This window comes from Rhizobium sp. AC27/96, from assembly GCF_001692325.1.
Taxonomy (GTDB): Bacteria; Pseudomonadota; Alphaproteobacteria; order Rhizobiales; family Rhizobiaceae; genus Rhizobium.
On the sequence record NZ_LXKN01000046.1, the window covers coordinates 90,952 to 116,320 of the forward strand.

Sequence of the window (25,369 nt, forward strand, 5' to 3'; positions counted from 1 at the left end):
CATTGCTTCGGCTCTAGCGTGTAGTAGAGCGCCCCATGAAATCAGCGGGGATTGTGGGTCTGATTAATTAATTTTCGGATAAGGGGCCAAATGCGGGCCGCCGCATGCAATCAGCTGCGGCGATGGAGGCCTCGGATATGCACCGGCGCATGGAAAAAGGCCGTCGCCAGGCGGCGGCCACGAGCGGCAGGAGGCGCAGATCAGTAACCGCGCACCGCGAGATATGCGATGCAGGCCGCGGTTACGCCTGTCGCCAACATCAGGAGCCTTGCGGCCAGGAGCTTGGCATTGTCCCGGGTCTGAGCGATTGCAATGGCGCGAGCGCGACGCTGTGTTCTGTTCATGAGTATATTCCCATTTTCGCACTGACACGATAACCGGCAAATGGCCATCTCGGCAACTGCCAATATATTCAACAATGATGTAGGAAAGGAAAACGCGAGAACCAGAGCCAGGTTCCATTTTCCCGGACAGCACACAAACTATTGAACAAACTATCGAAATGAAAGCTCAGGCGGCCTCGCCGGCAACATGGCCGGATGCCCATGCCCATTGGAAATTATAGCCGCCGAGCCAGCCTGTGACATCGACGCATTCGCCGATGAAGAAGAGGCCGGGGATGGTTTTTACCTGCATGGTTTTTGAATCGAGGCAGGCGGTGTCGATACCACCCAACGTCACTTCCGCCGTGCGATAGCCTTCCGAGCCGGACGGTTTGACCGGCCATGACTGGATGGCGGCCGCAAGCTGCTGCAGGCGCTTGTCGGACTGATCGGCCAGATTGCCCGACATGCCGTCGCTCTCGACGAAATGCTGCGCGAGCCGTTTCGGCAGGATTTCGGCAAGGGCTGTCTGCGCCGACTGCCGGCCGTTGAGCTGCTTCGCCTTCTTCAAGAGCGCCAGGAGGTCGACATCGGGTTCAATCGCGATGATGATCTCCTCGCCTTCCCGCCAATAGGAGGAAATCTGCAGGATGGCAGGGCCGCTGAAGCCGCGATGGGTGAAGAGCAGCGCCTCGCGGAATGCCGTCTTGCCGTGACGGATTTCTGCAGGTGCGGCGATACCGGACAATGGCGCCAGACGCTGGAGGAGTTGCGGATCGAGGGTCAGCGGCACCAGGCCGGGCCGCGTCTCGACCATAGGCAATCCGAACTGCTCGGCTATGCGATAGGCAAAGCCGGTGGCGCCCATTTTCGGGATCGACTTGCCGCCGGTCGCGACAACGAGTGAGGATGCCTCGAAGACGCCTTCGGACGTGCTGACCCGATAACCGTCGCCTGCCTGTTCGACGCCGCTTATTTCCGTGCGCAACCATAGCTCGGCACCCACCGCGCGCATCTCATCCGTCAGCATGCGGATGATGTCCTTGGCGCTGTTGTCGCAAAAGAGCTGGCCGAGCGTCTTTTCATGCCAGGCGATGCCATGGCGCTCCACCATGGCGAGAAAATCCTTCGGCGTGAAACGCGCCAGGGCCGACTTGGCGAAATGCGGATTGGCAGACAGGAAGTTCTTCGGGCCGGCATGGATATTGGTGAAATTGCAGCGTCCGCCGCCGGAAATGCGGATTTTGTCTCCCGGTGCCGAAGCGTGGTCCAGCACCGCAACGGAGCGCCCGCGCTGGCCGGCGCGGATGGCACACATCATGCCCGCCGCACCCGCTCCGAGAACGATCACATCATATTTGCCGACCACGCTTGAACCCCTAATCATTCGCCGTGCGCTCTCACCACTTTTCCATCATACGGCGAAAGTCCGAGCGGTTTTCCCCCTCGCCAATTGGCAAACTGCGGTTATGATGCAATCACCGATCAACCCAAATACGGTGTTTTATGCCTGCGAGAAAGACCCCGCTGAAAGCTTCAGTGCCTGCCTCGAAAATCCCGACGGTGCCTCCCAGCCTGCGATCGGCACGCGGCGTGGCAAACTGGAAGGAAGCGGCCCAATGGCTGCGGGCACGCGGGATCGAAGACATCGAATGCATCACGCCAGACCTTGCCGGCGTTCCCCGCGGCAAGATGATGCCGACCTCGAAATTCACCTCCAATACGTCGCTGGCGTTGCCCTCCGCGATCTATCGCCACACGATTTCGGGGGAATATCCGGAAGAGACCGAAAGCTTCCGTTACGAGCCGCGCGACAGCGATCTGAAGCTGGTGCCGGACCTTTCGACGCTTTCCGTCGTGCCCTGGGAAACCGACCCGACGGCGCAGGTGATCTGCGATATCGTCAATTCCGAAGGGCACGCGGTGTCCTACACGCCGCGCAACCTCTTGAAGAAGATCATGGGACTCTATCGCGATCGCGGCTGGAAGCCTGTGGTTGCACCCGAGATCGAATTCTATCTGGTCGCCAAGAATGACGACCCCGACTATCCGCTGCATCCGCCGAAAGGCCGCTCCGGCCGCTCGATCCTCGGCGGTCAAGGCTATTCGATCGCCGGGATCAACGAGTTCGACGAGCTGATCGACGATATCTACCACTTCTCCGAGAAGCAGGGTCTGGAGATCGACACGCTGATCCATGAAGAAGGTCCGGCGCAGCTCGAAATCAACCTGCGCCACGGCGATCCGATCGAGCTTGCCGACCAGGTGTTCATGTTCAAGCGAACCATTCGCGAGGCGGCGCTGAAGCACGGTATCTACGCGACCTTCATGGCCAAGCCGATGCAGAGCCAGGCGGGTTCGGCGATGCATATCCACCAGTCCGTCGTGAATATCGAGACCGGCAAGAACGTCTTCACCAATCCGGACGGCAGCCCATCACAGGAGTTCTTCTACTTCATCGGCGGCATGCAGCGTTACGTGCCTAATGCGCTCGCCATGCTGGCGCCCTATGTGAATTCCTACCGGCGGCTAGCGCCGAACATGTCGTGCCCGGTCAACAATGCCTGGGGCTACGACAACCGCACCACCGCCTTCCGTGTGCCGGTTTCTGATCCGCAGGCCCGCCGCGTGGAGAACCGGCTGCCGAGTTCCGATGCCAACCCTTATCTGGCGCTTGCCGCCTCGCTCGCCTCCGGCCTGCTCGGCATCATGAAGCAGGTGGACCCGACGGCACCGACCGAGGATTCGGCCAATGAGGGCTCGATCGATCTGCCGCGCGGTCTTCTGGAGGCCATTGCGCTGCTGGAAGATGAACCGGCCTTCGAGGAGGTCCTCGGCAAGGAGTTCATCGACATCTATGCCGGCGTCAAACGCGGCGAGTTCGAAACCTTCATGCAGGTGATCAGCCCGTGGGAGCGGGAATTCCTTCTGCTCAACGTGTGAAGGAGATCGCCCATGACATTGCAGGAAACATGGCAGAGCCCCATCGCGCCCGGACTTTCCTTCTATCAGGCAACCGTCGGCCCGCGTCCGAGCTATCCTAGGCTGGATGGCTCGCGCCGTGCCGATGTTGCCATTATTGGCGGCGGCTATACCGGGCTGCAGGCCGCCTACAATCTCGCCAAGGGCGGTGTCGATGTCGTGCTGATCGACGGCAACCGCTTCGGAGACGGCGCCTCCGGCCGCAATGGCGGTCAGCTCGGCACCGGGCAGCGCTCCTGGCCTGAGGAGATCGAAGAGAAGATCGGCTACGAGCGCTCGAAGGCGCTTTTCGACCTTGCCGAGGATGCGAAACGTCATCTGCTCGATTTCGCAACCGAGCACGGTATCGACATCGACTTTCTGCCCGGCCAGATGAATGTCACGCACAAGCAGAGCTACAAGCAGGCCTATATCGACAATGCCGAGATCGCCGCGGCGCGCTACGGCTATCCGCATGTCAAATTCATGGATCGGGCAGAGACGCAGGAGCGGCTGGGCTCGGAATTCTATCTCTATGGCGTCCGGGATATGGGCACTGGCCATATTCATCCGATGAAACTGCTGATCGGTCTGGCGCGGGTCGCCGTCGAAGCCGGCGCCTCCCTTTATGAGATGACCAAGGCGAAAGCCTTCCGGCAATCGGAGGGCAAGACGATCATCGAAACGGATGGCGGGGAAATTACCGCCGATCGGGTGCTGATCGCCTGCAACGGCTATATCGACAATCTGGAACCGGTGACGGCAAGCCACGTCATGCCGATCCGCTCCTTCATCGGCGCCACCGAACCGCTCGATCGCTTTCCGACCGTTCTCCCCGGCAATGAAGCCGTGGCCGATTCGCGGTTCGTGGTGCGCTACTTCCGCAAATCGAAGGACGGGCGGCTGCTGTTCGGCGGGCGCGAGGCCTATACCGCAGATAACCCGCGCGACATAACGCAGCACATACGCCGGCAGATCGCCGAGATTTATCCGGCTCTGGCTGATATCAACATCGACTATGCCTGGGGTGGATCGGTCGGCATCACCATGCCGCGCCAGCCCTTCGTGCGCGAGATCATGCCGGGCGTCACCTCGATCGGCGGCTATTCTGGCCATGGGGTCATGCTGTCAAACTATTGCGGTAAACTCTATGCGAAAACAGTTCTCGGGAATGCGGACGAGCTGCACCTTTTCAAGGAGCTGAACGTCCCGCCCTTCCCCGGCGGCGCGCGCATGCGGGCGCCTCTGCTGTTCCTGGCGCTCTCGTGGTTTGCGCTGCGCGACAGGTTTTGAAACTGGAAGACGATTTCTTCCACCGGCGATCCGCTCTAAAAGCCGAGTCTGAATTTTGCGATGCACACTGGCCTTTTTAAATCGATTAGATTAAAAGGGGCCTCAACCAAGACCGATTGAGAGATACCTCATGAGCAGCCAAATCATTCCCGTTGAACCATTTGATTATGTCGTTTTCGGCGGCAGCGGCGACCTTGCCGAGCGCAAGCTCCTGCCCGCTCTTTATCATCGCCAGATCGAAGGCCAGTTCTCCGAGCCGACCCGCATTATCGGCGCATCGCGCAGCGCGCTTTCGAACGAGGAATACCGCAAGTTTGCCGACGCCGCCCTCAAGGAACACCTGAAAAAGGGCGAATATGACGAGCCGGAAGTCAAGAAATTCCTGGCACGCCTGTTCTATGTTCCGGTCGATGCGCGCAGCGATGCCGGCTGGGACCAGCTCAAGAAAATCCTCGACGAGGGCAAGGATCGCGTTCGCGCCTTCTACCTCGCCGTCGCTCCGGGCATCTTTGGCGACATCTCGCAGAAGATCCATGATCACAAGCTGATCACCAAGTCGACGCGTATCGTCGTCGAAAAGCCGATCGGCCGCGACCTCGCCTCGGCGCTGCAGCTCAACGACACGATCGGCAAGGTCTTCAAGGAAGAGCAGATCTTCCGCATCGACCACTATCTTGGCAAGGAGACGGTGCAGAACCTGATGGCGCTGCGCTTCGCCAACGCCCTTTACGAGCCGCTATGGAACGCCAACCATATCGACCACGTACAGATCACGGTCGCGGAATCGGTCGGTCTCGAAGGCCGCGCCGGCTACTACGATACCGCTGGCGCCCTGCGTGACATGGTGCAGAACCACATTCTGCAGCTGCTTTGCCTGACCGCGATGGAAATTCCCTCCTCGATGGATTCCGAAGCCGTGCGCGACGAGAAGCTGAAGGTGCTGCGCGCACTGAAGCCGATCAATGCTTCCAATGTCGAGCAGGCAACGGTTCGCGGCCAGTACCGCGCCGGCGCTTCCTCGGGCGGCCCGGTCAAGGGCTACCTCGATGAACTCGAAGGCGGCGTTTCCAACACGGAAACCTTCGTCGCCATCAAGGCCGAGATCGGCAACTGGCGCTGGGCCGGCGTTCCCTTCTACATCCGCACCGGCAAGCGTCTTGCCGGCCGCATGTCGGAGATCGTCATCACCTTCAAGCCGATCCCGCACAATATTTTCGATCAGGCCGCCGGTCGCACCGTCGCCAACCAGCTGATCATCCGCCTGCAGCCCGACGAAGGCGTCAAGCAGTCGCTGATGATCAAGGACCCGGGGCCGGGCGGCATGCGCCTGCGCAACGTCTCGCTCGATATGAGCTTCGCATCGGCCTTCAACGTCCGCAATCCGGATGCCTACGAACGCCTGCTGATGGACGTCATCCGCTCCAACCAGACGCTCTTCATGCGCCGCGACGAAGTCGAGGCGGCATGGGAATGGGTCGATCCGATCCTCAAGGGTTGGGAAGAGGCAGGCCAGCAGGTGCAGGGCTATACCGCCGGCACCTGGGGTCCGAGCCAGGCCATCGCTCTCATCGAGCGCGACGGCCGCACTTGGCATGACGATATCTAATCCAGGACGATAACGATGACAGCAAATATGCATGCTTTCGCCAATGGCGCCGAACTCGCCGGCAAGCTCGCGGACAAGGTGGCCGAGACCCTCTCGGCTGCCATCGAAGCGCGCGGCTCCGCAAGCATAGCGGTCTCCGGCGGCTCGACGCCGAAGGCCTTTTTCCAGGCGCTGTCGTCGCGTTCGATCGACTGGGGCAAGGTGACGATCACCCTCGTCGACGAACGGTTCGTGCCGGCGGATAACCCGCGCTCGAACCACCTGCTCGTCCAGGAAAACCTGCTGAAGGACAAGGCCGCTACGGCCAAGTTTCTTCCGCTCTATCAGGCTGTGGCTTCCGTCGAGGAGGCGGCCGCCATCGCCACGGAAAAGACCAGGGCTGTCGGCCATCCCTTCGATGTCGCCATCCTCGGCATGGGCAATGACGGCCACACTGCCTCGTTCTTTCCCGGCGGCAACAATCTTCTGACCGCTCTCGATCCGAACACCCCGCGCGGCATCATCACGATGGAAGCGCAGGATGCGGGCGAGCCACGGCTGACGTTCACCTTCTCCAGCCTTCAGGATGCCCGATTGCTCGCGCTCCATATCGAGGGAGCGGGCAAGAAGGACGTTCTTGCCAAGGCGGAAGCGCCAGGCGAAGAAACCGAGATGCCGATCCGCGCCATGCTGCGCCGGGCGGCCTCCCCGGTCGAGATTTATTGGGCTCCCTGACACAGCCGACAGGCCTCGTCATCGAACCCTGAAAGACACAGCAACATGTGCTGCGCCATGCGCCCGCAAGGGCGTATCGGAAAAGCATTGACTTTTGACCCCGCGCCATGCCCTCAACCGAGACAGATCCGAGGCGATCTTCCGGGGCACAGCGCAAACAGACGGAGGCAGATCGACCATGGCCGCTGACGCCCGCATTTCCAAGATTACCGCACGCATCGTCGAGCGCTCGAAGCCGACACGCGAGCGCTACCTGGACCGCCTGCGCAACGCTGCAACGAAGGGCGCGCAGCGCTCCGTGCTCGGCTGCGCCAACCTCGCGCATGGCTTCGCAGTCTGTTCCCCCTCCGAGAAGGATGCACTGGCGGGTGACCGCGTGCCCAATCTCGGAATCATCACCTCCTACAACGACATGCTCTCGGCGCATCAGCCATTCGAGACCTACCCCGCGATCATTCGCGAGGCAGCGGCGCAAGTCGGCGGCATCGCCCAGGTAGCAGGCGGCGTGCCCGCCATGTGCGACGGCGTCACGCAAGGACAGCCGGGTATGGAGCTTTCGCTGTTCTCGCGTGACCTGATTGCCATGTCGGCAGCGGTCGGCCTCTCGCACAACATGTTCGATGCGGCCGTTTTCCTCGGCGTCTGCGACAAGATCGTGCCCGGCCTCGTCATCGCCGCCCTCTCCTTCGGACACCTGCCAGCCGTCTTCATTCCGGCCGGGCCGATGACCTCGGGCCTGCCGAATGACGAGAAGTCGCGCGTGCGCCAGCTCTATGCCGAGGGCAAGGTCGGACGCGCCGAACTGCTGGAAGCGGAATCGAAGTCCTATCATGGTCCCGGCACCTGCACCTTCTACGGCACCGCCAATTCCAACCAGATGCTGATGGAGATCATGGGCTTCCATATGCCCGGCGCATCCTTCGTCAACCCCGGCACGCCGCTGCGCGAAGCACTGACCCGCGAGGCAACCAAGCGTGCGCTTGCGATCACCGCCATGGGCAATGAATTCACACCCGCCGGCGAGATGATCGACGAGCGCTCGATCGTCAACGGCGTCGTCGGCCTGCATGCGACAGGCGGCTCTACCAACCACACGATGCATATCGTCGCCATGGCGCGCGCCGCCGGCATCGTGCTGACCTGGCAGGATATTTCCGAACTTTCCGACATCATCCCGCTGCTTGCCCGCGTCTATCCAAACGGGCTTGCCGACGTGAACCATTTTCACGCAGCCGGCGGCATGGGCTTTCTCATCAAGGAGCTCTTGAAGAAGGGATTGCTGCACGACGACGTGCGCACCGTTTACGGCCATGGCCTCGGCAACTACTCCATCGACGTCAAGCTTGGCGCCGACGGCAATGTCGCCCGCGAGCCTGCGCCGGAGAAGAGCCATGACCCGAAGGTGCTGGCGAGCATCGAGACACCGTTCCAGGGCAGCGGCGGCTTGAAGATGCTGCGCGGCAATATCGGCAAGGCGGTCATCAAGATTTCGGCGGTTAAGCTGGAACGCCACATCGTCGAGGCACCGGCCGTGATCTTCCACGACCAGTTGGAGATGCAGCAGGCTTTCAAGGACGGCAAGCTGAACCGCGACTTCGTTGCGGTCGTCCGATTCCAGGGCCCGAAGGCCAACGGTATGCCCGAACTGCATAAGCTGACGCCGGCGCTCGGCGTGCTGCAGGATCGCGGCTTCCGCGTGGCGCTTCTGACCGACGGGCGCATGTCCGGCGCATCGGGCAAGGTGCCGGCTGCAATCCATGTCACGCCAGAAGCCGTTGACGGCGGCCCGATCGCCCGCATCCGCGAAGGCGACATGATCCGCATCGACGCGATCGCCGGCACGCTGGAAGTGCTTGTCGACGCCGCAGACATGGCCGAACGCGAACCGGTGACCGCGGACCTCTCCGAAAACGAATTCGGCATGGGCCGCGAGCTCTTCGCTCCCTTCCGCCACGCCTCCGGGCCGGCGGACCAGGGCGCAAGCGTCCTGTTCCGCCATTAAGGCTGCGGCACCGGAATTTGGTAGGACTGCATCGAAGGCCGATCAGGGGGCCTTCGATGCCGTTGCCTCTGCATTCTCCGGAGCCTTGTCCGTCCATTTCGGCGGAAGGCCGAGGCGTGATCCTACGAAGCCCGCGACACCCGGCGATTTTCCGAAGACCTTGCATGCCTCGTATTTCGGAGCGCGCCCGACGAGGGCCGCCAGTTTCGCTTTGGAAAGCATGGAAGGCATCGTTCCGAACGGCGTCTTGCCATTGACCAAGAGCTTGCTGAAATCGTCGCCGAATTTCGCAGCCAGACTATAGGCGTCGCCTTCCTTGGCGACGGTTCCTGAATCGAGAAATGCGTTGGCGCCGCGTCCCCAGATCATGACGGCCTTCTGCACGCCCTGGCGATCGAGCGCCTCGGCCTCGAGCGAAAGGCTGCCCATGCCGATCGGAATGCGCGGAACAGGCACGGGGACGCCAGGCAGCAGCACGCTTTTCGCCACCGATGCGACCTTCGACGCACCGACGGCCGTCGCGTTTGTAGCCTTCACCTGGGTCACGACGGCGCGAACGGTCAGATCAGCCGGTTCCGACAGACCGACAACGACGAAGCGTTCGCTCAGGCTGGAGCAAAGCGTCCTGTCGACGGCGTTGGTGACGAGATTTCGCTGCGCGGATGTGAAAGCAGCGCTTTCGGCTTGCATCGAAAAGGCAGTGGGAATGATCTTCACGGTCTTTGCCGCCAGAACATCGTCCTTGCTCACCCTCAGAAGCGAGTGGGCGACGAGCCCATTCGACTTCGTCAGACCGTCATAGGATCGCAGGGATCCTGAACGATCCAATGGCGCGGCAGCGCAGCCCGCCAATAGGCTCATCGAAAGAACGATCGTCACTATGTTGAACCGACCGGGTCTGACGCCTGCGGCGGCGAGTGAACCTGATATCGCAGCAGTTTCATGATCCGTGATTAGGTTGATTGACATTGACGTATCGCTCTCCCGCACCCCTCAGGGTTTTCGTGCCAACATTAAATATTACACTTGGTGTAAAAATTAATGTTGGCTACTTTGCGGCGGTTGGTGAACGAGGATGCAGAATTATTTCGCCGGAAATAGCGGTGGCAAAACGAGGCATGCGTGGCGAAGCAAGGCGCCATGGTTTGTACGCTGCGATGATTTATGGCAGAATTGAGCCATGCAAGACCCCGCCTCAAAACCGGAAAGCCTGCGCGAACAAAAGCGGCGGCTGACATTTCAACGTATTGTGGATGCTGGACTGAAATCCTTTCTTTCGAAGGGCTATCAGGAAACGACCCTCGACGACATTGCGGCGGCAGCCGGTATCTCCCGTCGGACCTTCTTCTATTACTTCAAGAGCAAGGACGAGATTCTACTCGCTCATCAACGCGGGCATATGGAAAGGATCAGGGCCTGCATTCTGGAGAGCGACTCGGCCAAGCAACCGATCGATGTCGTCCATGACGCGATACGGAAGCTCATAACACGCCTGCAGGGCCCGGAGCTTCTGGCGACCGCCCGCCTTATGCGGCAAAGCGAGGCATTGCGCGCCCGCAGACACGGCAACTACCTGCAGCTCGAACAGGCTGTCTATGAGAGCCTGTGCGAGTTGTTTCCAGCCAAGGACAAGGACGGATTGCGGCTGATTTCGATGATATCGGTAAGTCCAACGCGCATGGCGGTCGACAATTGGATCGAGCAAGATGGCAGGCGGCCGCTGATCGAATACGTTGAAGATGCGCTCACGAAATTCCGCGAAGAAATCCGATCCGCCGTCCGGTCATAACTTTATTTCGGGATCCCGGTCATGCCCTGATATCGAGCACGCGGTTCTTGTGCGCCGGGTGGGTGCTGTAGACGAAGATCTTGTTCATTTCCTTCTCCGTGAGGAGGCGCAGGAAACGGACTTCCACCGTGTTGTTGGGGAAGACCTTCATCAGCACGCAGCCGACCTTGCTGATGCGCGCGTCGGGAATATCCAGGTAGAATTGCTTCGGCAGATTATACTGGGTGAGGATCGCCAGAACGGCGCTGCTCTGCGAAATGCGGATGATATCGCAGCGGCGAGAGGCCAGGTTCATCACACCCTTTTCGGTGTATTCCAGCCGCGCCGCGTTCATCGTGTCTTCCATGCGGAACCGCACTTCGCGGTCATACATGAAGGATTCTTCTTTATTAAGGAAATGCTGACCTGAATTAGCTCTGCCGAAAGCAGCCATCTGAGTAAATCCCTGGAGTATATTTCAGGGACGAGACTATCAGCGGGTCTTTAACAGAAGGTTTGAAGGCGCCGGCCCAAATTGAATTTTGTCGTTGGTCTTTGCTTGGGCCGGCGTCGTTTCGTAAATGCGGTCAACTATTGCTTGCGATAGCTATGACCATCGGCATCGAAGAGATGCAGTTTCTGTCGGTCGGCGGCAAAGCGCATCTTGTGGCCGCGCTGGATATCGGTGATGCCCGGGATCTTGACGATGATCGGCTCGCCATCCACCAGACCTTCGATATAGAGCTGCGTCACTTCGCCGAGCGCTTCGACGATGGAGACCTCGCCTTCGAAAAGATAGTTTTCGTCGGTCGCAATGCGCAGGTCCTCCGGGCGAACGCCGAAGCTCGCGGACTTGCCCTTCTCGGACGCCTGCGTGGGCACATCCAGCGTCACCGACTTGCCGCCCTTAAGCGTCACGGTCGTCGTCGCGCCGGTGTCCGTCACGGTCGCCGGAATGATGTTCATCGCCGGAGAGCCGATGAACTTGGCGACGAAGAGGTTGGCCGGGCGTTCGTAGAGTTCGAGCGGCGCGCCCACCTGCTCGACGCGGCCGGCCGACAGCACGACGATGCGGTCGGCAAGCGTCATGGCCTCCACCTGGTCGTGGGTGACGTAGATCATCGTCGTCTCGGGCATGGAATCGCTGAGCTTGGCGATCTCGATGCGGGTCGCGACGCGAAGCGCGGCATCCAGGTTCGACAACGGCTCGTCGAAGAGGAAGACCTTCGGGTTACGGCAGATGGCGCGGCCGATGGCGACGCGCTGACGCTGGCCACCCGAGAGAGCTTTCGGCAGACGTTCGAGATATTGGGTGAGCTGCAGGCTGGCGGCTGCCGCGCGAACGCGACGGTCGATCTCCTGCTTGCTTTCGCCGGCGATCCGCATGCCGAATGCCATGTTGTCGTAGACCGTCATGTGCGGATAGAGCGCGTAGGATTGGAAGACCATGGCGATGCCGCGCCTGGAAGGCGGAACCTCGTTCACCTTCTGCCCGGCAATGAGCATGTCGCCCGCGGTGATGCTCTCCAGCCCGGCGATCATGCGCAGCAAGGTGGACTTGCCGCAACCGGAAGGACCCACGAAGACGATGAATTCACCCTCGTTGATCTCCAGATCGATGCCGTGCAGAACATGCACGTTGCCATAGGATTTTCTTATATCCTTCAGAACAAGTCCCGTCATGTGTTCTTCCTCCTCCCAAGGGCTCAGGCAAGACGCGCGAAATAAGCGCCCCATGCCGGAATATCGATCTTGTTGCCGTAGTTGTTGCTGTTAAAGCCATGCCCCGTCAACGCTTGCCACTGCCCCTCCGGCAAGGTTGCCAGCGCTTCGACCGCGCTCATATTGAAGGCGCAGAGAATGGTCTCGTTGCCGTAGGTGCGGGTAAAGATGAGTATGTCGCCCTGCGGATCCACAAAGGCGATCTCGCCCTTGGCGAAGGCCGGATATTGCTTGCGGAAGGCGAGGAAGCGACGATACTGCTCCAGCACCGAGTTCTCGTCGCCCTGCTGCACGCTGACCGCGCGCAGGATGTGTTCGACAGGCACGGGCAGCCAGGGCTTGACCGTGGAAAAGCCGCCCTGTGCGACCTGGCTGTCCCAGACCATCGGTGTGCGGCAGCCGTCGCGGCCCTTGAATTCCGGCCAGAACTGGATGCCATAGGGGTCCTGCAGATCCTGATAGGCAAGGTCGGCTTCGGTGAGCGCCAGCTCTTCACCCTGATAAAGGCAGACGGAGCCGCGCAAGGTCAGCAGCAGCGCTGCGTAGAGCTTGGCGAAGGCATCGCGGTCGGCAACCAGGCTGCCCCAGCGGCTGACGTGGCGCACGACGTCATGGTTGGAGAATGCCCAGCAGGCCCAGCCTTCGGGAGCGGCGGCATCGAAATCCTTCATCACCTCTTCGACACGCTCCGGTGACAGAGCGTCGGGTGCCAGAAACTCGAAGGCGTAGCACATATGCATCTTGTCGCCGCCGGAGGTGTATTCGCCGACGATCTCGAGACCGCGCTGGCTGTCACCCACTTCGCCGACGGCTGCAATCGCCGGATATTCATCGAGGACGGCGCGGAAACGCTTGAGGAACTTCAGGTTCTCCGGACGGTTCTTGTCGTAGAGATGCTCCTGGAAATTATAGGGATTGACCGCCGGCGCCGTCGAGGCGTTGCGGCGGGAAGGTTCCAGCGCCGGGTTGTCGCGCAATTCCTTGTCATGGAAGTAGAAATTGATGGTGTCGAGCCGGAAGCCATCGACGCCGCGGTCGAGCCAGAAACGCACGACATCCAGCAGCCTGTCCTGCACTTCCGGATTATGCAGGTTCATGTCCGGCTGCGAGGTCAGGAAGTTGTGCATGTAATATTGCATGCGGGTCGGATCCCACGCCCAGGCCGAGCCGCCGAAGATCGACAGCCAGTTGTTGGGCGGGGTGCCGTCCGGCTTGGCATCGGCCCAGACGTACCAGTCGGCCTTGGGATTGTCTCTGCTCGAGCGGCTTTCGACAAACCAGGGATGACGATCCGAGCTGTGCGACAGCACTAGATCGATCATCACCTTGATGCCGAGGCGGTGGGCTTCCGCGACCATCGCATCGAAATCGGCGAGCGAGCCGAAGATCGGGTCGACATCTTCATAGTTGGAGACGTCATAGCCGAAATCGCGCATCGGCGAGGTGAAGAAAGGCGAGACCCAGATCGCGTCGACACCGAGGGCCGCAACATGCGGCAGCCGAACGGCGATCCCCTTGAGGTCGCCGATGCCATCGCCATTCGAGTCCTGGTAGGAGCGCGGATAGATCTGGTAGATCACCGCGCCGCGCCACCAGTCCTTGTCAACGGCCGAAATCGATTGAGGGGCAATGCTCATGCTAGTAGGTCCTGTTGGATTGGGATGGTCTTGGATCAGCCCCCCTTCACCGACCCGGCGAGCAGACCGCGCACGAGATAGCGCTGCAGACCGAAGAAGACGAGGAGCGGAATAAGGATGGTAACGAAAGCCGAGGCCGTCAGGATTTCCCAGTTGCCGCCGCGAGAACCGAGCAGCGCGTTCAGGGCCGCCGTCAGGACCAGGTGATCCTTGTCCGTGCCGAGGAACACCATGGCGATCAGCAGGTCGTTCCAGACCCACAAGAACTGGAAGATCGCGAAGGAGGCCAGAGCCGGGAAGGATAGCGGCAGGATGATCTTGACGAAGATGTCGAAATCGCTGGCGCCATCGACGCGCGCGGATTCGATGATCTCCTTCGGCAGGCCGGCAATGTAATTGCGCAGCAGATAGATGGCGAGCGGCAGGCCGAAGGCCGTATGCGCGAGCCATATGCCCGGATAGGTCTTCGATGGTACGCCGAAGATCTGGCCGATCTCGTTATAGATGCGCAGAAGCGGGATCAGCGACATCTGCAGCGGCACGACGATCAGGCCGACCACGAGCGCGATCAGCAAGGCGCGGCCCGGGAAATCCATCCAGGCAAGCGCATAGGCAGCAAAAGCGGCGATCAGGATCGGAATGACCGTTGCCGGGATCGTCACCGTCAGCGAATTGATGAAGGATTGGCCGATGCCCTCACCGCCAAGCACGGAGCGATAGTTGTCGAAGGTGAACTGCGGCGGTGTGGCGATGGTCAGATAGACGCGCTTGCTGCGGGCGTCGGCTTCGAAAGGACCGGTTTTCTGATAGCGATAGCTGCCATCAGCATTGACCGTGAGTGTTTCACCATTGCCGAGATCGGCGGCTGAGCCGACCTTGTAGGCAGCCGGCTCCTGCACGCGCAGGCCGAAGGACTGGATCTTGCCGTTGCCGCTGTTGCCTTCGCCGGCAACCGTACCCGAGATAACGTAATTGGCGCCGTCCTGTTTTGCCTTGTCCGGGCCATCGAGACGGACGGCCGCCGTCTGCGACGAGCCGGAGAAAGCCGTCCACCAGCCGGAGACGACGATCTGGTCCTTGTCGCGGATAGCGGTGACGAAGATGCCGAGCGTCGGCAGCAGCCAGAGGAGAACGATGAGCAGCACCGCGGCATGAACGAAGATGCGGGCGGGGCCGATGCGACCGAGAGTTCCAATCATGTCAGCGCCCCTTCGTTTCTGCGTTTGCACGACGAATGTTCCAGATCATGATCGGCGTCACAGCCGCCATGATGACGAGCGCGATAACGGCGCTTCGGCCGCTGTCGCCGCCGCCGCGGAACATCCAGTTGAACATCAGGTTGGCGAGCACCATCGTGTTCCATTGACCGTTGGTCATGGTGAGCACGATGTCGAAGACCTTGAGGACGAGAATGGTGATGGTGGTCCAGACGGTGGCGATCGTGCCCCAGACCTGCGGAACCATGATCTTCCAGAAGATCTGCCAGCCATTGGCGCCGTCGATGACGGCTGCCTCGATGGTTTCCTCGGGGATGCCGCGCAATGCAGCCGACAGTATGACCATGGCAAAGCCGGTCTGGATCCAGATCAGCATGACCATGAGGAAGAAGTTGTTCCAGAACGGAATGGTGATCCAGACCTCCGGCGTGCCGCCGAAAAGCTGGACGACGGCATTCAGCAAGCCGATCTGCGCGTCTGTACCGCCGCGATATTCGTAGATGAACTTCCAGATGACCGAGGCGCCGACAAAGGAAATCGCCATCGGCATGAAGATGACGGCCTTGGCGATGTTGCCCCACCAGATGCGGTCGGTCATGACGGCGATGACGAGGCCGAAGAAGGTGCAGGCGGCCGGCACGACGGCGAGCCAGAGGATGTTGTTGAAGATCGACTGGCGGAATTCGGTGTCGTAGAAGGCCCAGACATAATTGGCGCCGCCGACGAACTGGCTGCCGTCAGGCCCGTAGAAGGACAGGATGAGGGTCGCGATCACCGGATAGACGAGGTAGACGACCAGCAGGAAAATCGCCGGGCCCAGGAAGAGCCAGGGGCGGATCAGGCCACGGCGGCGCAGGTTGACGGCGGCCGCATGGACCTCGGTCCCTTCCTTTGCCGGGAAAATTACGTCCAGAAGCTTGTTGGAACACCAGAAATAGGCGGCACAAAAGGCAACGCCGAATATCATGGCTCCAATCGCCGACACGATCTGCGAAAACATCCTTCCCTCCCCGAATTGACCTTCTTGAGACCACCCGTCCGACATCGGCCGCGCACGAAATGCGCGCCGCGACATGGTGCATGGCGTCGCCGGAACCTGCCGGCGACGCTTGGCTCGTTAAGTCTTACTTGATGGCGTCCCAGGACTTCTGGATGCCGTCGGCAACATCCTGTGCGGACTTGCCGCCGACGAAGTCCACCATGCCTGTCCAGAACGAACCGGCGCCGATCTTGCCCGGCATCAGGTCAGACCCGTCGAAGCGGAACGTGGTCGCGGAGGTCAGAAGTGCACCTTCCTTGCGCAGCGTATCGTTGGCATAGGCGGCCGTGTTGACACCCTTGTACGGCGTCAGGAAGCCGGACTGCGCCATCCAGACTTCCTGGGCGATCGGCGTCTGCAGGAACTGGATGAAGGCGCGAGCGGCCTTCGAGTCCTTGGTGATGGTCGCAAGCGTACCAGCACCTTCGACCGGCTTGCCGAGTTCAGGATGTGCGGCATAGGGCGGGAAGTAGAAGAAGTCCGCATCCTGGCCGAGCTTGGTGCCGTCCGGGAAGAAGGACGGGATGAAGGATGCCTGCTTGTGCAGGTAGCACTTCGGCGGCACCGAGAAGAGACCCTTCGGGCTGTCGCGGAAGTCCGTGGAAGCAACCGCTGCGACGCCACCGGCGACGTATTTCGGATTCTTCGCGAACGTGCCGAATGCCTCGATTGCGGCGACGACCTTCGGGTCGTTGAACTTCAACGTGTTGTCGACCCAGTGATCATAATCCTGCGGTGAGTTCAGGCGCAGCATCAGATCTTCGACCCAGTCGGTTGCCGGCCAGCCGGTGGCACCACCGGAACCGAGACCGATGCACCAGGGGGTGCCGCCATCCTTGACGATCTGGTCGGAAAGCTTGAGCAGGTCCTCCATCGTGGTGGGAACCTTGTAGCCGGCTTCTTCGAAGTTCTCCGGTACATACCAGACCAGCGACTTCAGGTCGGCCTTATAAGGGAAGGCGTAGAAGGCATCCTTGCCGTCCTTGCCCTTGTAGGTGCCATAACCGACCCAGCTGTCGCCGGCGCCGTAATTGGTCTTGACCCAGGAGGCCAGGTCATCGCCGAGCGGCGTCAGATAGCCCTTGCTGGCGAGATTGGCGAGAAGACCCGGCTGCGGCAGGATGGCGACGTTCGGCGGCGAGCCGGCCTGCGTGTCGATAACGATCTGCTGCTCGTAATTTTCCGAGGACGAATATTTGGCGTTCACGCCCGTCGCTTCGGTGAAATAGTTGAGGACGCTGGTAAAGAGCGCTTCGTCTTCGCCGCGCCAGGGGCCGAAAATGGTGAGCGTCTCACCCTTCAGGTCCGTATGAGCGGCCTTGAAGTCGTCATAGCTCCTCCAATTGAACTTGGCATCCTGGCCGGGCTGGAACTTCAGATCGGCAGCAATCGCCGTGCCTGCCATCAAAGCGGCGGCGGCAACGGTCATCAAAAACAACTTCTTCATGTGGTTGTCCTCCCAAACATAAAACCCACGAGCCGAAACACGATATCGTGCTGCGCGCTCCGTTCCTCAAAGCGCTTTGGCTACCTTCTCTCATCCATTGAGGACAGGAGAAAGTCAAGCGATTTTCAGATTTCGGCCCGTATACACGGAAAATCTCGCATTGCAGCATAAAATAACCGCCAATATTTTCGCCAATCGTCTTGTCTCACGCGCTCCGCCTGCTACATAATTGAAAGCGCTTTGGAAGCCGTGGACGTTTCGGGAGGTTACGTTGGCATCTTAGCGGCAGGAGTTGGAGGAGCCGAAATTCGTGAATCTGAAACAGCTATCGCAAATGCTGGGGCTGTCGCAGACGACAGTCAGCCGGGCATTGAACGGATATCCGGAGGTCAATCGCGAGACGCGCGAGCGCGTCCTCAAAGCGGTTCGGGAAACCGGCTATCGGCCCAATAAGGCGGCGCAGAGGCTCGCGACCGGCAAGGCGGGCTCGATCGGACTTGTCATGCCGACCTCACCCGGCAATTCGTCCGACGTGCATTTCAGCGAATTCCTGACCGGGCTCGGCGAAGAGGCCTTGCGGCATGATTTCCATTTCGTGCTGACGCCGGCAGATCCGAACGACGAAGTCGGCGCCTTGAGACGGCTGGCGGCGAGCGGCAATGTCGATGCCCTATTCGTCAACTATCTGCGCGGCCACGATCCGCGTCTGGAGATGCTGAAGACGCTCTCCATCCCCTTCCTCGTGCATGGGCGCTCCATCGGCTCGGAGCCGGACTACCCCTATCTCGACATCGACAACGAGGCCGCCTTCTACGATGCCACGAAGCTGTTGCTGCAGCTTGGGCACAAGCGCTTCGCGCTGCTGAACGGCCTGGTCTATCTCGATTTCGCCATCCGCCGGAAGAACGGTGTCGAGGCGGCACTTGCCGAACGGGGCCTGACGCTGGATGAGGCCTGTGTCAGCCACACGGCCATGACGGACGAACAAGGCCTTCTCGTCATGGAGCGCCTCCTGCAGATGGAGCAGCGTCCAACCGCTATCCTCTGTTCCAGTACCGTGCTGGCGCTCGGCGCAGTGCGTGCCATCAACCAGGCAAAGCTCAAGCTGGGCGAAGACATCTCGCTGATCGCCCATGACGACGTGCTGACTTTGCTGAAGCCGGAAAATTTCACCGTACCGCTGACGACGACGCGCTCATCGCTGCGTGCCGCCGGCAACCGGATTGCCGAACGGCTGATCGGCGAGATCAAGCATAGCGACGAGTTTCCATCGCAGGAGCTCTGGAAGACGGAGCTGATCGTCCGCGCCTCGACCGGCGTCGCGCCGGACGCTTGAGGTCGGCTTATAGCGGTCAAGCGTTTCACGGAAATACCTAACCGCTCTCAGCTGTTGTTTTTACGCAACTCCAGACGGAAAACCGCTGCACACTTTTCCTGGAATTGCTCTAGAACTTCGGTGGCTGTTTTCCCGCGGTGCGATGAGCGGCAATGACGGTATTGGCCATAAGCATGGCAATGGTCATCGGTCCGACACCGCCCGGAACCGGCGTGATGGCAGCGGCAACGTCAGAGGCTTCGGCATAGGCGACATCGCCCACCAGCCGGCTCTTGCCCTCGCCCCGCTCCGGTGCCGCAATGCGGTTGATGCCGACATCGATAACAGTCGCGCCTGGCTTGATCCAGTCAGCCTTGACCATCTCTGGACGTCCCACAGCCGCCACCAGAATGTCTGCACCGCGCGAGACCGAGGCCAGATCCTTCGTCCTCGAATGCGCCGTCGTCACTGTCGCATTGGCATTCAGCAGCAATTGCGCCATCGGCTTGCCGAACAGGTTGGAACGGCCGATGACCACGGCGTTCAGTCCCGACAGGTCGTCGCCATGGATACGGCGCACCAGAAGCATGGCGCCGGCCGGCGTGCAGGAGATCAGCCCGGTCTCGAGATCGCCGGTTGCCAGCTTCCCGGCATTGACGACATGCAATCCATCGACATCCTTGTCCGGCCGGATCGACTGGATGATTGGATCGGAATCCAGATGTTTCGGCAGCGGCAGCTGCACCAGAATGCCGTGGATGGACGGATCTTCGTTCAGCGATGCCACGAGGCTTGCAAGCGCTTCCTGGGTCGTCTCGGCCGGCAGCGTGTGCTGCACCGATTTGAAGCCGCATTCCTTGGCCATCTTGCTCTTGGAATTCACATAGGCGTGGCTGGCCGGATCGTCGCCGACGATGACGACCGCAAGCCCGGTCTTCACGCCGGTCTCCGTCTCAAGCCCTGCCGCCGCCACCTTCACAGCCTCGATCACCGAAGCCGCTGCAACCTTGCCGTCGATCACTGTCGTCACGATGGTCTCTCCGATATGAACTCGGCGCCAATCTACAAATCATCGGCGCGCTGGAATTGCCTGCCAACGCCCTATGGTGTCTGAAAGCGGTAATTGCAAGGAGAAACGGCGGCCGGATCAATCGATCCCGGCATGCCTGCGAGCCGCATATGTCTGGACTTTGGCACGCAGCAGCGCCAGCTCTTCCTGAATGCCCGCCCATTCATCGAGACTGACCGGTCGGGCTTCGATATCCGTAACAGCGACCGCGGCCGGATCATGAGAGGGATCGGGGAGCACCGTAGATGCCGGCTCGATAAGATCAGGGAAAACGGGATCGCGTACGCCGGTTTCCTCGACCTCATGGTCTTCCGCTGACGTGACGTCATCCCGCGATTTTCGCAGGAAGATCACGCAGAGCGACAGGCCGAGACCGGCCAGAAAGCCGATCGCCTGATTGCCGGCGAGATTGTCGTCAAGCGGCGCGACGGCCGCGACGGCCTGCGAAATCACCGTCATCGGCGGCTTGGCTTCCGGCGGAGCGAAAACGGCGCTTTGCTGGTCGGCCTCAAAGCGAGCTTGCGCGGCGGCAACTGCCTCCTGCAATTGCGTAAGATGGGCGATGTCGACATCGACGCCCTTCTGACTGAGCGCGGTCATGCGCGCGGAAAGCGCGTCCTGCTGCGCAAGAGCGGCTTTCAACGCCGCATCGCTGCTGACGACAAGCCGCTGCAGCTGGCTACGGATACCAGCGGCAAGATCATTCACTGTCGCCTGCTGTGCGAGCAGGCGCGGATGGCGCGGGCCGAGCTGGATCGCAAGCTGGGCGAGCTGCGCCTTGGCGGCGCTGTAGCGGCTGCGAATATCATCGAGGCCAGCTGCGGCCAGATCCGGTGGCAATGCACCGCTCATCAGGGAAGCGGGCGTTGCGGCTTTCGCTGCCGAGACATTGGCTCTGGCGCTACGCACCGCCAGTTCCGCCGCCTTGATGTCATTATCCAGCTGCTGACGCTGCTGTTGAAGAGCCACGGCCGCCGTTATCTTGTCTTCGCCATACTGAGCCTTGAAACTGGCAAGTGCGGCCGAGGCGCGATCAAGCTCCTTGCGGCTGCGATCGACCGCTGTGCCGCCTGCGCCGGATGCTCCGGCGGCCTGCACGACCGCCGCATCATAGATGGCGGCGACGGCCAGACGATTGGCGACTTCAGCGGATAGAAGCGGATCACCCGACGTGACGGACAGCCGCAAGAGGCCGGTCGCATCGTCAATACCGACGGCTACGCCTTTGCGAAGAGCCGCCTGCGCCCGCGAAGGCGCGTCCGAGGCATTGCCGCTGCCGGACAGAAGCTCGATGGCAACACCAAGGGCGCCGGCACGGCTCCCGCTGAATTCCGGGTTTCGATCCAGCTTCAACCTGGCGACGACATCCGAGAGCGTGGCCGGGGCGACCACACGCTTTGCCGCGACATCCAGCACCGCCTGGCGCGCCCCGCCCTCGCCTTCGGCATGAAGGAAAGCCTGCGACATGTAAAGCGGCGGCGAGGCAAGCATTGTCGGGATGGCCGCTCCCACCAGTGCCGTCGCGATGACAAAGCCGAGGGAACGGAGACTCAAAGACCAATTACGGGATCGGGATGAAGGCTCGGGCAAGGCCGGTTCGGCGATGTACTCGAAAGGCTCGGCTCCACCATCAAGCAGATCGGGCACAAACTCCAGCAGATCGGAGACAGGCTCCAAGGGCTGCTTGCCAGCCGGCTCATGCTCGGCGTAGCGGCGGCTGAGGATGCTGCCGACATGCTCGGCCAATGGCTGGGCCGGCGGTGCTTCTTCCGGCGCGGGCGCTCTTCCACCCGACACCGGATAGGGATCGCCATCCAGCCTTCTGCGCAGGAGCGCCCGCAACTGCGCATCACGCGGATCGTCGGAATTGGCAGCGCGCAGATCAGTGCGGCTGCGAAAGCTATCGTCTTCGAGATGAGCGGAATTATGTCGGCCTGGCCCATGCGAAGCCTGCTGGGCTTCTGCATCGTCAGGGTAGAATCCGGTCCTGGCTTTGCTTTCGTACATGGCGGGTCATCTCGGACGCATGGTCGCAAGACCAGTGCAAATAGTTAACCCACTCTAAACTTTCATGCCAAAGAAAGAGTTAACGCCATGCCCGCAATTATCAACTTGCTAATTTATCCGGCGGCATGAGCCGAGGCCGCGTGTGCTGTGTCTCCACCCGACCGATCCGCTGCTTGCGGCCGAACTGATGCCTGATAACCTGGTAAAGGAAGATCGGCACGCCCAACATATAACGCCGCCACAACCTGCCCGGCTCCAGGACCAGGCGGAACAGCCACTCGCTGCGCATTGCGCGCACCAGTGCCGGAGCGCGCGGTACAGTGCCCGAGATGAAATCGAACAGGGCACCCACCGTCAGGACCAGCCGTGCATGCTGGGGGCCGACATGTTCAGCAACCCATTTTTCCTGCAACGGCGTGCCCATGCCGACGATCAGCACGTCTATCTTCTGCCGGCTGATCTCGGCTGTTATCGCATTGCTGCGAGCCGGATTGAAAAAGCCGTCGGAGACAACGACGAATTCATGCCACGGCGTGTGCTGTCGAAGCTTTTCCGCAGCCTTCTCCACAACGGAGCGACGGCCACCCAAAAGGCCAATGCGTTTCGGCCGTTCCATGAAGGTGAGCAGCGCCGGGACGAAATCCGTACCGTTCAAATTGGCGGGAAAGGATTCTCCGTGAGCGACGCGCGACGCAATATCGAGACCGACCCCATCGGGCAGGACGAGGTTGCGCTCCAGAACCTCACGGTAGCTCTCGTCGCGCAACATCATCAACATGTTGTGCGCATTGACGAAGGAGATCGATGTCTGTCCGACCGGCAAGGATGCAAGCTCGTTGACGAAGGTCAGCGCATCCTCCCAATCGAGATCGCAGACCGGAAGATCGAAGATCATACGGCGTGACGCTACGACAGCAAAATCAGCAACCTGGTTCAATCCAACAACCTCCTGCCGGCCTCGCCAAGATGACTGAGGCCGACGTTCTAGGCTTTGCCTATTCATCGCTCGTGCTGCGGCAATGATAAAAGCATCGCTGGGAGGTGTTTATAGCAAAGCAATCCCAACCTTCCGTTAGGATAAATCGCCGCAATTGCGTGAGTTCATCAAGGATTTGTTAAATATGCCGTCGCCGGAGCATCTACTCCGCGGGAACCTTGTCCGTGGCCGAATCCTGCACGATCTTGACCGGCTTGACCGTTTTCTTGCCGACGGTTTCTCCGCCGTGCGTCTCTTCCTTGGAGAGATAGTCCAGCTGCTGGATCAGCACGTCGGCAACATAGTCGCCGCCAAGCCGTTCGTTCATCCGCTTTTTCAGATCGCTGCGAAAAGCGGCGACGTCGAAACTTTGCGTATGGGCGATATCGATCGCCTTGTTGCCGATGAGCAGTGAGAAGAGCTCGTCGGTCGTCAGCTCGGGCAATGGGATCTGAAGCGCATTGGCTTTGCCCTTCTCCATCATGAAGGAGATGCGCGTCAGGAAATAGCCGGTCACCTGGCCGTTGGCGATCACGGGAACATTGATCGATTCGCCCTTGACCAGTTCCTGCTGCGCCTTCTTAGCGTCATCAGGACTGACCGCGGGCGCCGTCGCCGTCTGCACCGAAAAATAGACCGAAGCCAATGTTACGGCGCAGACCCACAGGCCGGTGAGGACGAGCTTGATCATCCGGCCTCACGGACGCGGAATTGCTCCTGCGAATAGGTGCCGTCCGCATCGGCATTCTGCACCGCATTCTTCAGAATGTCGGCGACGGCGCGAACCGCCTCAAGATGCGCTTCGACGCGACGCGCATTGAGCACCAGTTTCTTCTTCAGCCCGTGAAGCTGCTCGATGTGGGCGACGGCGAGATCCGCGGGATCGGTATCGCGAAACAGCATCGACAATTCGTAGAGGCAGCGGCTCTTGTGCGCGTTCGAGACCTTCAGATCGAATTCCGGGTCGCTGCCGATCCGATTGTTCTCGTTGTCGATAATCATCTCCAGACGGCCAAGGACAGACTTGATCCGATAGTCCTGTGACATCACTTCCATGGTGCTACCTCGCTTATGCTTTCTGGGACGTCAGCGTATTCTGATTGGTAATGCTCGTGTCGCCATCGCTGGCGTCAGTCGCGGCAAGCGTCTTGCGCTGAAAATCCGTGACGGCGCTCAACGCCATCTTCTTGTCGTTCTCATTGGTCGCCGAGTTGATGGCGCCGGTATTGCGCATCTTGGTGACCTGTTCCTGATACATCTTCTCGGCGATGCCGACGCCGCCATTCTTGGCGATCGTGTTGCCGAGCTGCTCGGCCATCATGCCTTTCCAGATCTCGCCTGCCGAACCCTTGCCATAGAGCGTTTCGCTGCTCGGCAGCATGTTCTTCACGAAGTTCTGCATCATCATGGCTTCGAACTTGCGATAGACCTGCGGCACTTTCGTCGGACTGCTATGGGTGTTCGCATTGGCAAGGCCGGCCTGGGTCGCGGCGCTGTTCAGCGCACTGAAGGCGGCCCCGAAGCCGCTGCCGTTTTCGGCAAGGCTGGTGGCGGCGAAAGCAGCCTTGTTGGCGGCAAGCTTGGCCTGAGCCACCTCGACATCGGCCGGGTTGGCGGCCTTGACCACATCAAGCACCAAATCACTCGGAGGCGAAATAGCCACGTCACGTCTCCTTCTGCTATCGCATTCCCCCGAAAATACGCGATGCAACGCTCGCGCCGGGGCATGTCGAATCAAACGGTCGGAGCGGGCAGGCAACCCAACGATGCACCTGCTGCTCCATGATCGTGACGATTATGATTTTTGAACCTTGCTGGAGGCTGGCGTTGCGCCGGCAAAGCGCTGATCGATGATATCGTAGACCGCATTATCGTCCGCTTCGCGCATTTCGAGCTCGCGGGCGTCCTTCATATGCTCTTCCAGCCGGTCGGCTTTGGTGCGTTCCTGCTGGACCTTCATCTGAATCATCGTCTGGATGCCTTCCAGCTGCTGATCCCTGACCATCAGCCGGCCGTAGCGTTCGGCGTAATGAATGGAGAACGCCATGTGCACGGGATCGGCCGAGCCGATCGCATCCATGACCCTTTCCATCGACGCCGTAACATCGGAGCGCTGACGGGTCGTCTCGCCAAGCTCGTTCTCGGCGATGCGCTCCAGATGTCGCTGCATCGCGACCAGGCGCTTCAATTTCTCGGAACGGCTTCTTTCCACCATGGCCTACTCGCCCGCCATTCGAATCACCGCGACCGTCTCGGGACTATGCTTCATGGCT

The 25,369-nt window shown here is 60.5% G+C and carries 23 protein-coding genes; 7 read left to right on the top strand and 16 right to left on the bottom strand.

Annotated elements, in window-relative coordinates; translation table 11 throughout:
* Nucleotides 1-200: 200 nt before the first annotated feature.
* Together A6U86_RS35695 and A6U86_RS25815 are read right to left on the bottom strand one after the other, a co-directional pair.
* Nucleotides 201-344 carry a hypothetical protein gene (locus tag A6U86_RS35695; RefSeq protein ID WP_169055370.1) on the bottom strand — a complete coding sequence of 48 codons (144 nt, stop codon included), beginning with the start codon at nt 342-344 and terminating at the stop codon, nt 201-203.
* 166 nt (nt 345-510) lie between these two features.
* Entirely contained in the window at nt 511-1,710 is a 1,200-nt protein-coding gene (locus tag A6U86_RS25815; protein WP_068397046.1) for an NAD(P)/FAD-dependent oxidoreductase, read from the bottom strand.
* 119 nt (nt 1,711-1,829) lie between these two features.
* On the opposite strand from A6U86_RS25815, the gene A6U86_RS25820 reads away from it, so the two are divergent.
* The 5 genes from A6U86_RS25820 (at nt 1,830) to edd (ending at nt 8,899) form a co-directional block, all read left to right on the top strand.
* Nucleotides 1,830-3,266, top strand: coding sequence for a glutamine synthetase family protein (locus A6U86_RS25820; protein ID WP_068397049.1), 1,437 nt, complete (start codon nt 1,830-1,832; stop codon nt 3,264-3,266).
* Between the two features lie 12 nt (nt 3,267-3,278).
* On the top strand, nt 3,279-4,577 hold the full coding sequence (locus tag A6U86_RS25825) for an FAD-binding oxidoreductase (RefSeq protein ID WP_068397052.1): 1,299 nt from the start codon (nt 3,279-3,281) through the stop codon (nt 4,575-4,577).
* Between the two features lie 130 nt (nt 4,578-4,707).
* Nucleotides 4,708-6,183, top strand: coding sequence for a glucose-6-phosphate dehydrogenase (gene zwf / locus A6U86_RS25830; RefSeq protein WP_068397055.1), 1,476 nt, complete (start codon nt 4,708-4,710; stop codon nt 6,181-6,183).
* Between the two features lie 15 nt (nt 6,184-6,198).
* On the top strand, nt 6,199-6,897 hold the full coding sequence (gene pgl, locus A6U86_RS25835) for a 6-phosphogluconolactonase (RefSeq protein ID WP_068397058.1): 699 nt from the start codon (nt 6,199-6,201) through the stop codon (nt 6,895-6,897).
* 178 nt (nt 6,898-7,075) lie between these two features.
* Nucleotides 7,076-8,899: a phosphogluconate dehydratase gene (edd, locus tag A6U86_RS25840; RefSeq protein ID WP_068397061.1), complete on the top strand. Its 1,824-nt coding sequence runs from the start codon at nt 7,076-7,078 to the stop codon at nt 8,897-8,899.
* 42 nt (nt 8,900-8,941) lie between these two features.
* Here edd and A6U86_RS25845 read toward each other — a convergent pair whose 3' ends face one another.
* A complete protein-coding gene (locus A6U86_RS25845; protein ID WP_068397894.1) occupies nt 8,942-9,868 on the bottom strand; it encodes a DUF3313 domain-containing protein in 927 nt (308 codons plus the stop codon).
* A gap of 211 nt (nt 9,869-10,079) precedes the next feature.
* On the opposite strand from A6U86_RS25845, the gene A6U86_RS25850 reads away from it, so the two are divergent.
* Complete coding sequence (locus A6U86_RS25850) at nt 10,080-10,688, top strand: TetR/AcrR family transcriptional regulator (protein WP_068397065.1); 609 nt, start codon at nt 10,080-10,082, stop codon at nt 10,686-10,688.
* A 19-nt stretch (nt 10,689-10,707) separates the two neighbouring features.
* Here A6U86_RS25850 and A6U86_RS25855 read toward each other — a convergent pair whose 3' ends face one another.
* From A6U86_RS25855 to A6U86_RS25880, 6 genes are all read right to left on the bottom strand, one after another.
* Nucleotides 10,708-11,061: a hypothetical protein gene (locus A6U86_RS25855; RefSeq protein WP_068397068.1), complete on the bottom strand. Its 354-nt coding sequence runs from the start codon at nt 11,059-11,061 to the stop codon at nt 10,708-10,710.
* Between the two features lie 197 nt (nt 11,062-11,258).
* Nucleotides 11,259-12,350, bottom strand: a complete 1,092-nt coding sequence (locus tag A6U86_RS25860) for an ABC transporter ATP-binding protein (RefSeq protein ID WP_068397071.1) — start codon at nt 12,348-12,350, stop codon at nt 11,259-11,261.
* Between the two features lie 23 nt (nt 12,351-12,373).
* A complete protein-coding gene (locus tag A6U86_RS25865; protein ID WP_068397074.1) occupies nt 12,374-14,026 on the bottom strand; it encodes an alpha-glucosidase family protein in 1,653 nt (550 codons plus the stop codon).
* A gap of 35 nt (nt 14,027-14,061) precedes the next feature.
* A complete protein-coding gene (locus tag A6U86_RS25870) occupies nt 14,062-15,225 on the bottom strand; it encodes a carbohydrate ABC transporter permease (RefSeq protein ID WP_068397077.1) in 1,164 nt (387 codons plus the stop codon).
* Nucleotide 15,226: 1 nt separating this feature from the next.
* Nucleotides 15,227-16,243, bottom strand: a complete 1,017-nt coding sequence (locus A6U86_RS25875) for a carbohydrate ABC transporter permease (protein WP_068397080.1) — start codon at nt 16,241-16,243, stop codon at nt 15,227-15,229.
* A gap of 124 nt (nt 16,244-16,367) precedes the next feature.
* Nucleotides 16,368-17,729, bottom strand: coding sequence for an ABC transporter substrate-binding protein (locus tag A6U86_RS25880; protein WP_068397083.1), 1,362 nt, complete (start codon nt 17,727-17,729; stop codon nt 16,368-16,370).
* Between the two features lie 310 nt (nt 17,730-18,039).
* Here A6U86_RS25880 and A6U86_RS25885 point away from each other — a divergent pair, with 310 nt between their 5' ends.
* Complete coding sequence (locus tag A6U86_RS25885; protein ID WP_068397898.1) at nt 18,040-19,065, top strand: substrate-binding domain-containing protein; 1,026 nt, start codon at nt 18,040-18,042, stop codon at nt 19,063-19,065.
* 109 nt (nt 19,066-19,174) lie between these two features.
* On the opposite strand, the gene folD is transcribed toward A6U86_RS25885, so the two are convergent.
* The 7 genes from folD to A6U86_RS25920 form a co-directional block, all read right to left on the bottom strand.
* A complete protein-coding gene (gene folD, locus A6U86_RS25890; RefSeq protein WP_068397086.1) occupies nt 19,175-20,074 on the bottom strand; it encodes a bifunctional methylenetetrahydrofolate dehydrogenase/methenyltetrahydrofolate cyclohydrolase FolD in 900 nt (299 codons plus the stop codon).
* Between the two features lie 117 nt (nt 20,075-20,191).
* Nucleotides 20,192-22,120: a succinoglycan biosynthesis transport protein gene (locus A6U86_RS25895; protein WP_068397089.1), complete on the bottom strand. Its 1,929-nt coding sequence runs from the start codon at nt 22,118-22,120 to the stop codon at nt 20,192-20,194.
* A gap of 100 nt (nt 22,121-22,220) precedes the next feature.
* A complete protein-coding gene (locus A6U86_RS25900) occupies nt 22,221-23,057 on the bottom strand; it encodes a WecB/TagA/CpsF family glycosyltransferase (RefSeq protein WP_068397092.1) in 837 nt (278 codons plus the stop codon).
* A gap of 202 nt (nt 23,058-23,259) precedes the next feature.
* Entirely contained in the window at nt 23,260-23,787 is a 528-nt protein-coding gene (locus A6U86_RS25905; protein WP_068397095.1) for a hypothetical protein, read from the bottom strand.
* Nucleotides 23,784-24,152 (bottom strand): hypothetical protein, encoded by a 369-nt coding sequence (locus A6U86_RS25910; protein ID WP_068397097.1) that lies wholly within the window; start codon nt 24,150-24,152, stop codon nt 23,784-23,786. The genes A6U86_RS25905 and A6U86_RS25910 overlap by 4 nt, the downstream gene beginning before the upstream one ends.
* 13 nt (nt 24,153-24,165) lie before the next feature.
* The gene (locus A6U86_RS25915; protein ID WP_068397099.1) at nt 24,166-24,759 is read right to left on the bottom strand and encodes a rod-binding protein; all 594 of its coding nucleotides are present in this window, start codon (nt 24,757-24,759) and stop codon (nt 24,166-24,168) included.
* 132 nt (nt 24,760-24,891) lie between these two features.
* A complete protein-coding gene (locus A6U86_RS25920) occupies nt 24,892-25,311 on the bottom strand; it encodes a hypothetical protein (RefSeq protein ID WP_068397102.1) in 420 nt (139 codons plus the stop codon).
* Between the last annotated feature and the right edge of the window lie 58 nt (nt 25,312-25,369).

Bases quoted from the DNA above. Each gene is read 5' to 3' on its own strand.
- A6U86_RS35695 (WP_169055370.1), bottom strand. From the start codon at position 344: ATGAACAGAACACAGCGTCGCGCTCGCGCCATTGCAATCGCTCAGACC.
- A6U86_RS25815 (WP_068397046.1), bottom strand. From the start codon at position 1,710: ATGATTAGGGGTTCAAGCGTGGTCGGCAAATATGATGTGATCGTTCTC.
- A6U86_RS25820 (WP_068397049.1), top strand. From the start codon at position 1,830: ATGCCTGCGAGAAAGACCCCGCTGAAAGCTTCAGTGCCTGCCTCGAAA.
- A6U86_RS25825 (WP_068397052.1), top strand. From the start codon at position 3,279: ATGACATTGCAGGAAACATGGCAGAGCCCCATCGCGCCCGGACTTTCC.
- zwf (WP_068397055.1), top strand. From the start codon at position 4,708: ATGAGCAGCCAAATCATTCCCGTTGAACCATTTGATTATGTCGTTTTC.
- pgl (WP_068397058.1), top strand. From the start codon at position 6,199: ATGACAGCAAATATGCATGCTTTCGCCAATGGCGCCGAACTCGCCGGC.
- edd (WP_068397061.1), top strand. From the start codon at position 7,076: ATGGCCGCTGACGCCCGCATTTCCAAGATTACCGCACGCATCGTCGAG.
- A6U86_RS25845 (WP_068397894.1), bottom strand. From the start codon at position 9,868: ATGTCAATCAACCTAATCACGGATCATGAAACTGCTGCGATATCAGGT.
- A6U86_RS25850 (WP_068397065.1), top strand. From the start codon at position 10,080: ATGCAAGACCCCGCCTCAAAACCGGAAAGCCTGCGCGAACAAAAGCGG.
- A6U86_RS25855 (WP_068397068.1), bottom strand. From the start codon at position 11,061: ATGTATGACCGCGAAGTGCGGTTCCGCATGGAAGACACGATGAACGCG.
- A6U86_RS25860 (WP_068397071.1), bottom strand. From the start codon at position 12,350: ATGACGGGACTTGTTCTGAAGGATATAAGAAAATCCTATGGCAACGTG.
- A6U86_RS25865 (WP_068397074.1), bottom strand. From the start codon at position 14,026: ATGAGCATTGCCCCTCAATCGATTTCGGCCGTTGACAAGGACTGGTGG.
- A6U86_RS25870 (WP_068397077.1), bottom strand. From the start codon at position 15,225: ATGATTGGAACTCTCGGTCGCATCGGCCCCGCCCGCATCTTCGTTCAT.
- A6U86_RS25875 (WP_068397080.1), bottom strand. From the start codon at position 16,243: ATGTTTTCGCAGATCGTGTCGGCGATTGGAGCCATGATATTCGGCGTT.
- A6U86_RS25880 (WP_068397083.1), bottom strand. From the start codon at position 17,729: ATGAAGAAGTTGTTTTTGATGACCGTTGCCGCCGCCGCTTTGATGGCA.
- A6U86_RS25895 (WP_068397089.1), bottom strand. From the start codon at position 22,120: ATGTACGAAAGCAAAGCCAGGACCGGATTCTACCCTGACGATGCAGAA.
- A6U86_RS25905 (WP_068397095.1), bottom strand. From the start codon at position 23,787: ATGATCAAGCTCGTCCTCACCGGCCTGTGGGTCTGCGCCGTAACATTG.
- A6U86_RS25910 (WP_068397097.1), bottom strand. From the start codon at position 24,152: ATGGAAGTGATGTCACAGGACTATCGGATCAAGTCTGTCCTTGGCCGT.
- A6U86_RS25920 (WP_068397102.1), bottom strand. From the start codon at position 25,311: ATGGTGGAAAGAAGCCGTTCCGAGAAATTGAAGCGCCTGGTCGCGATG.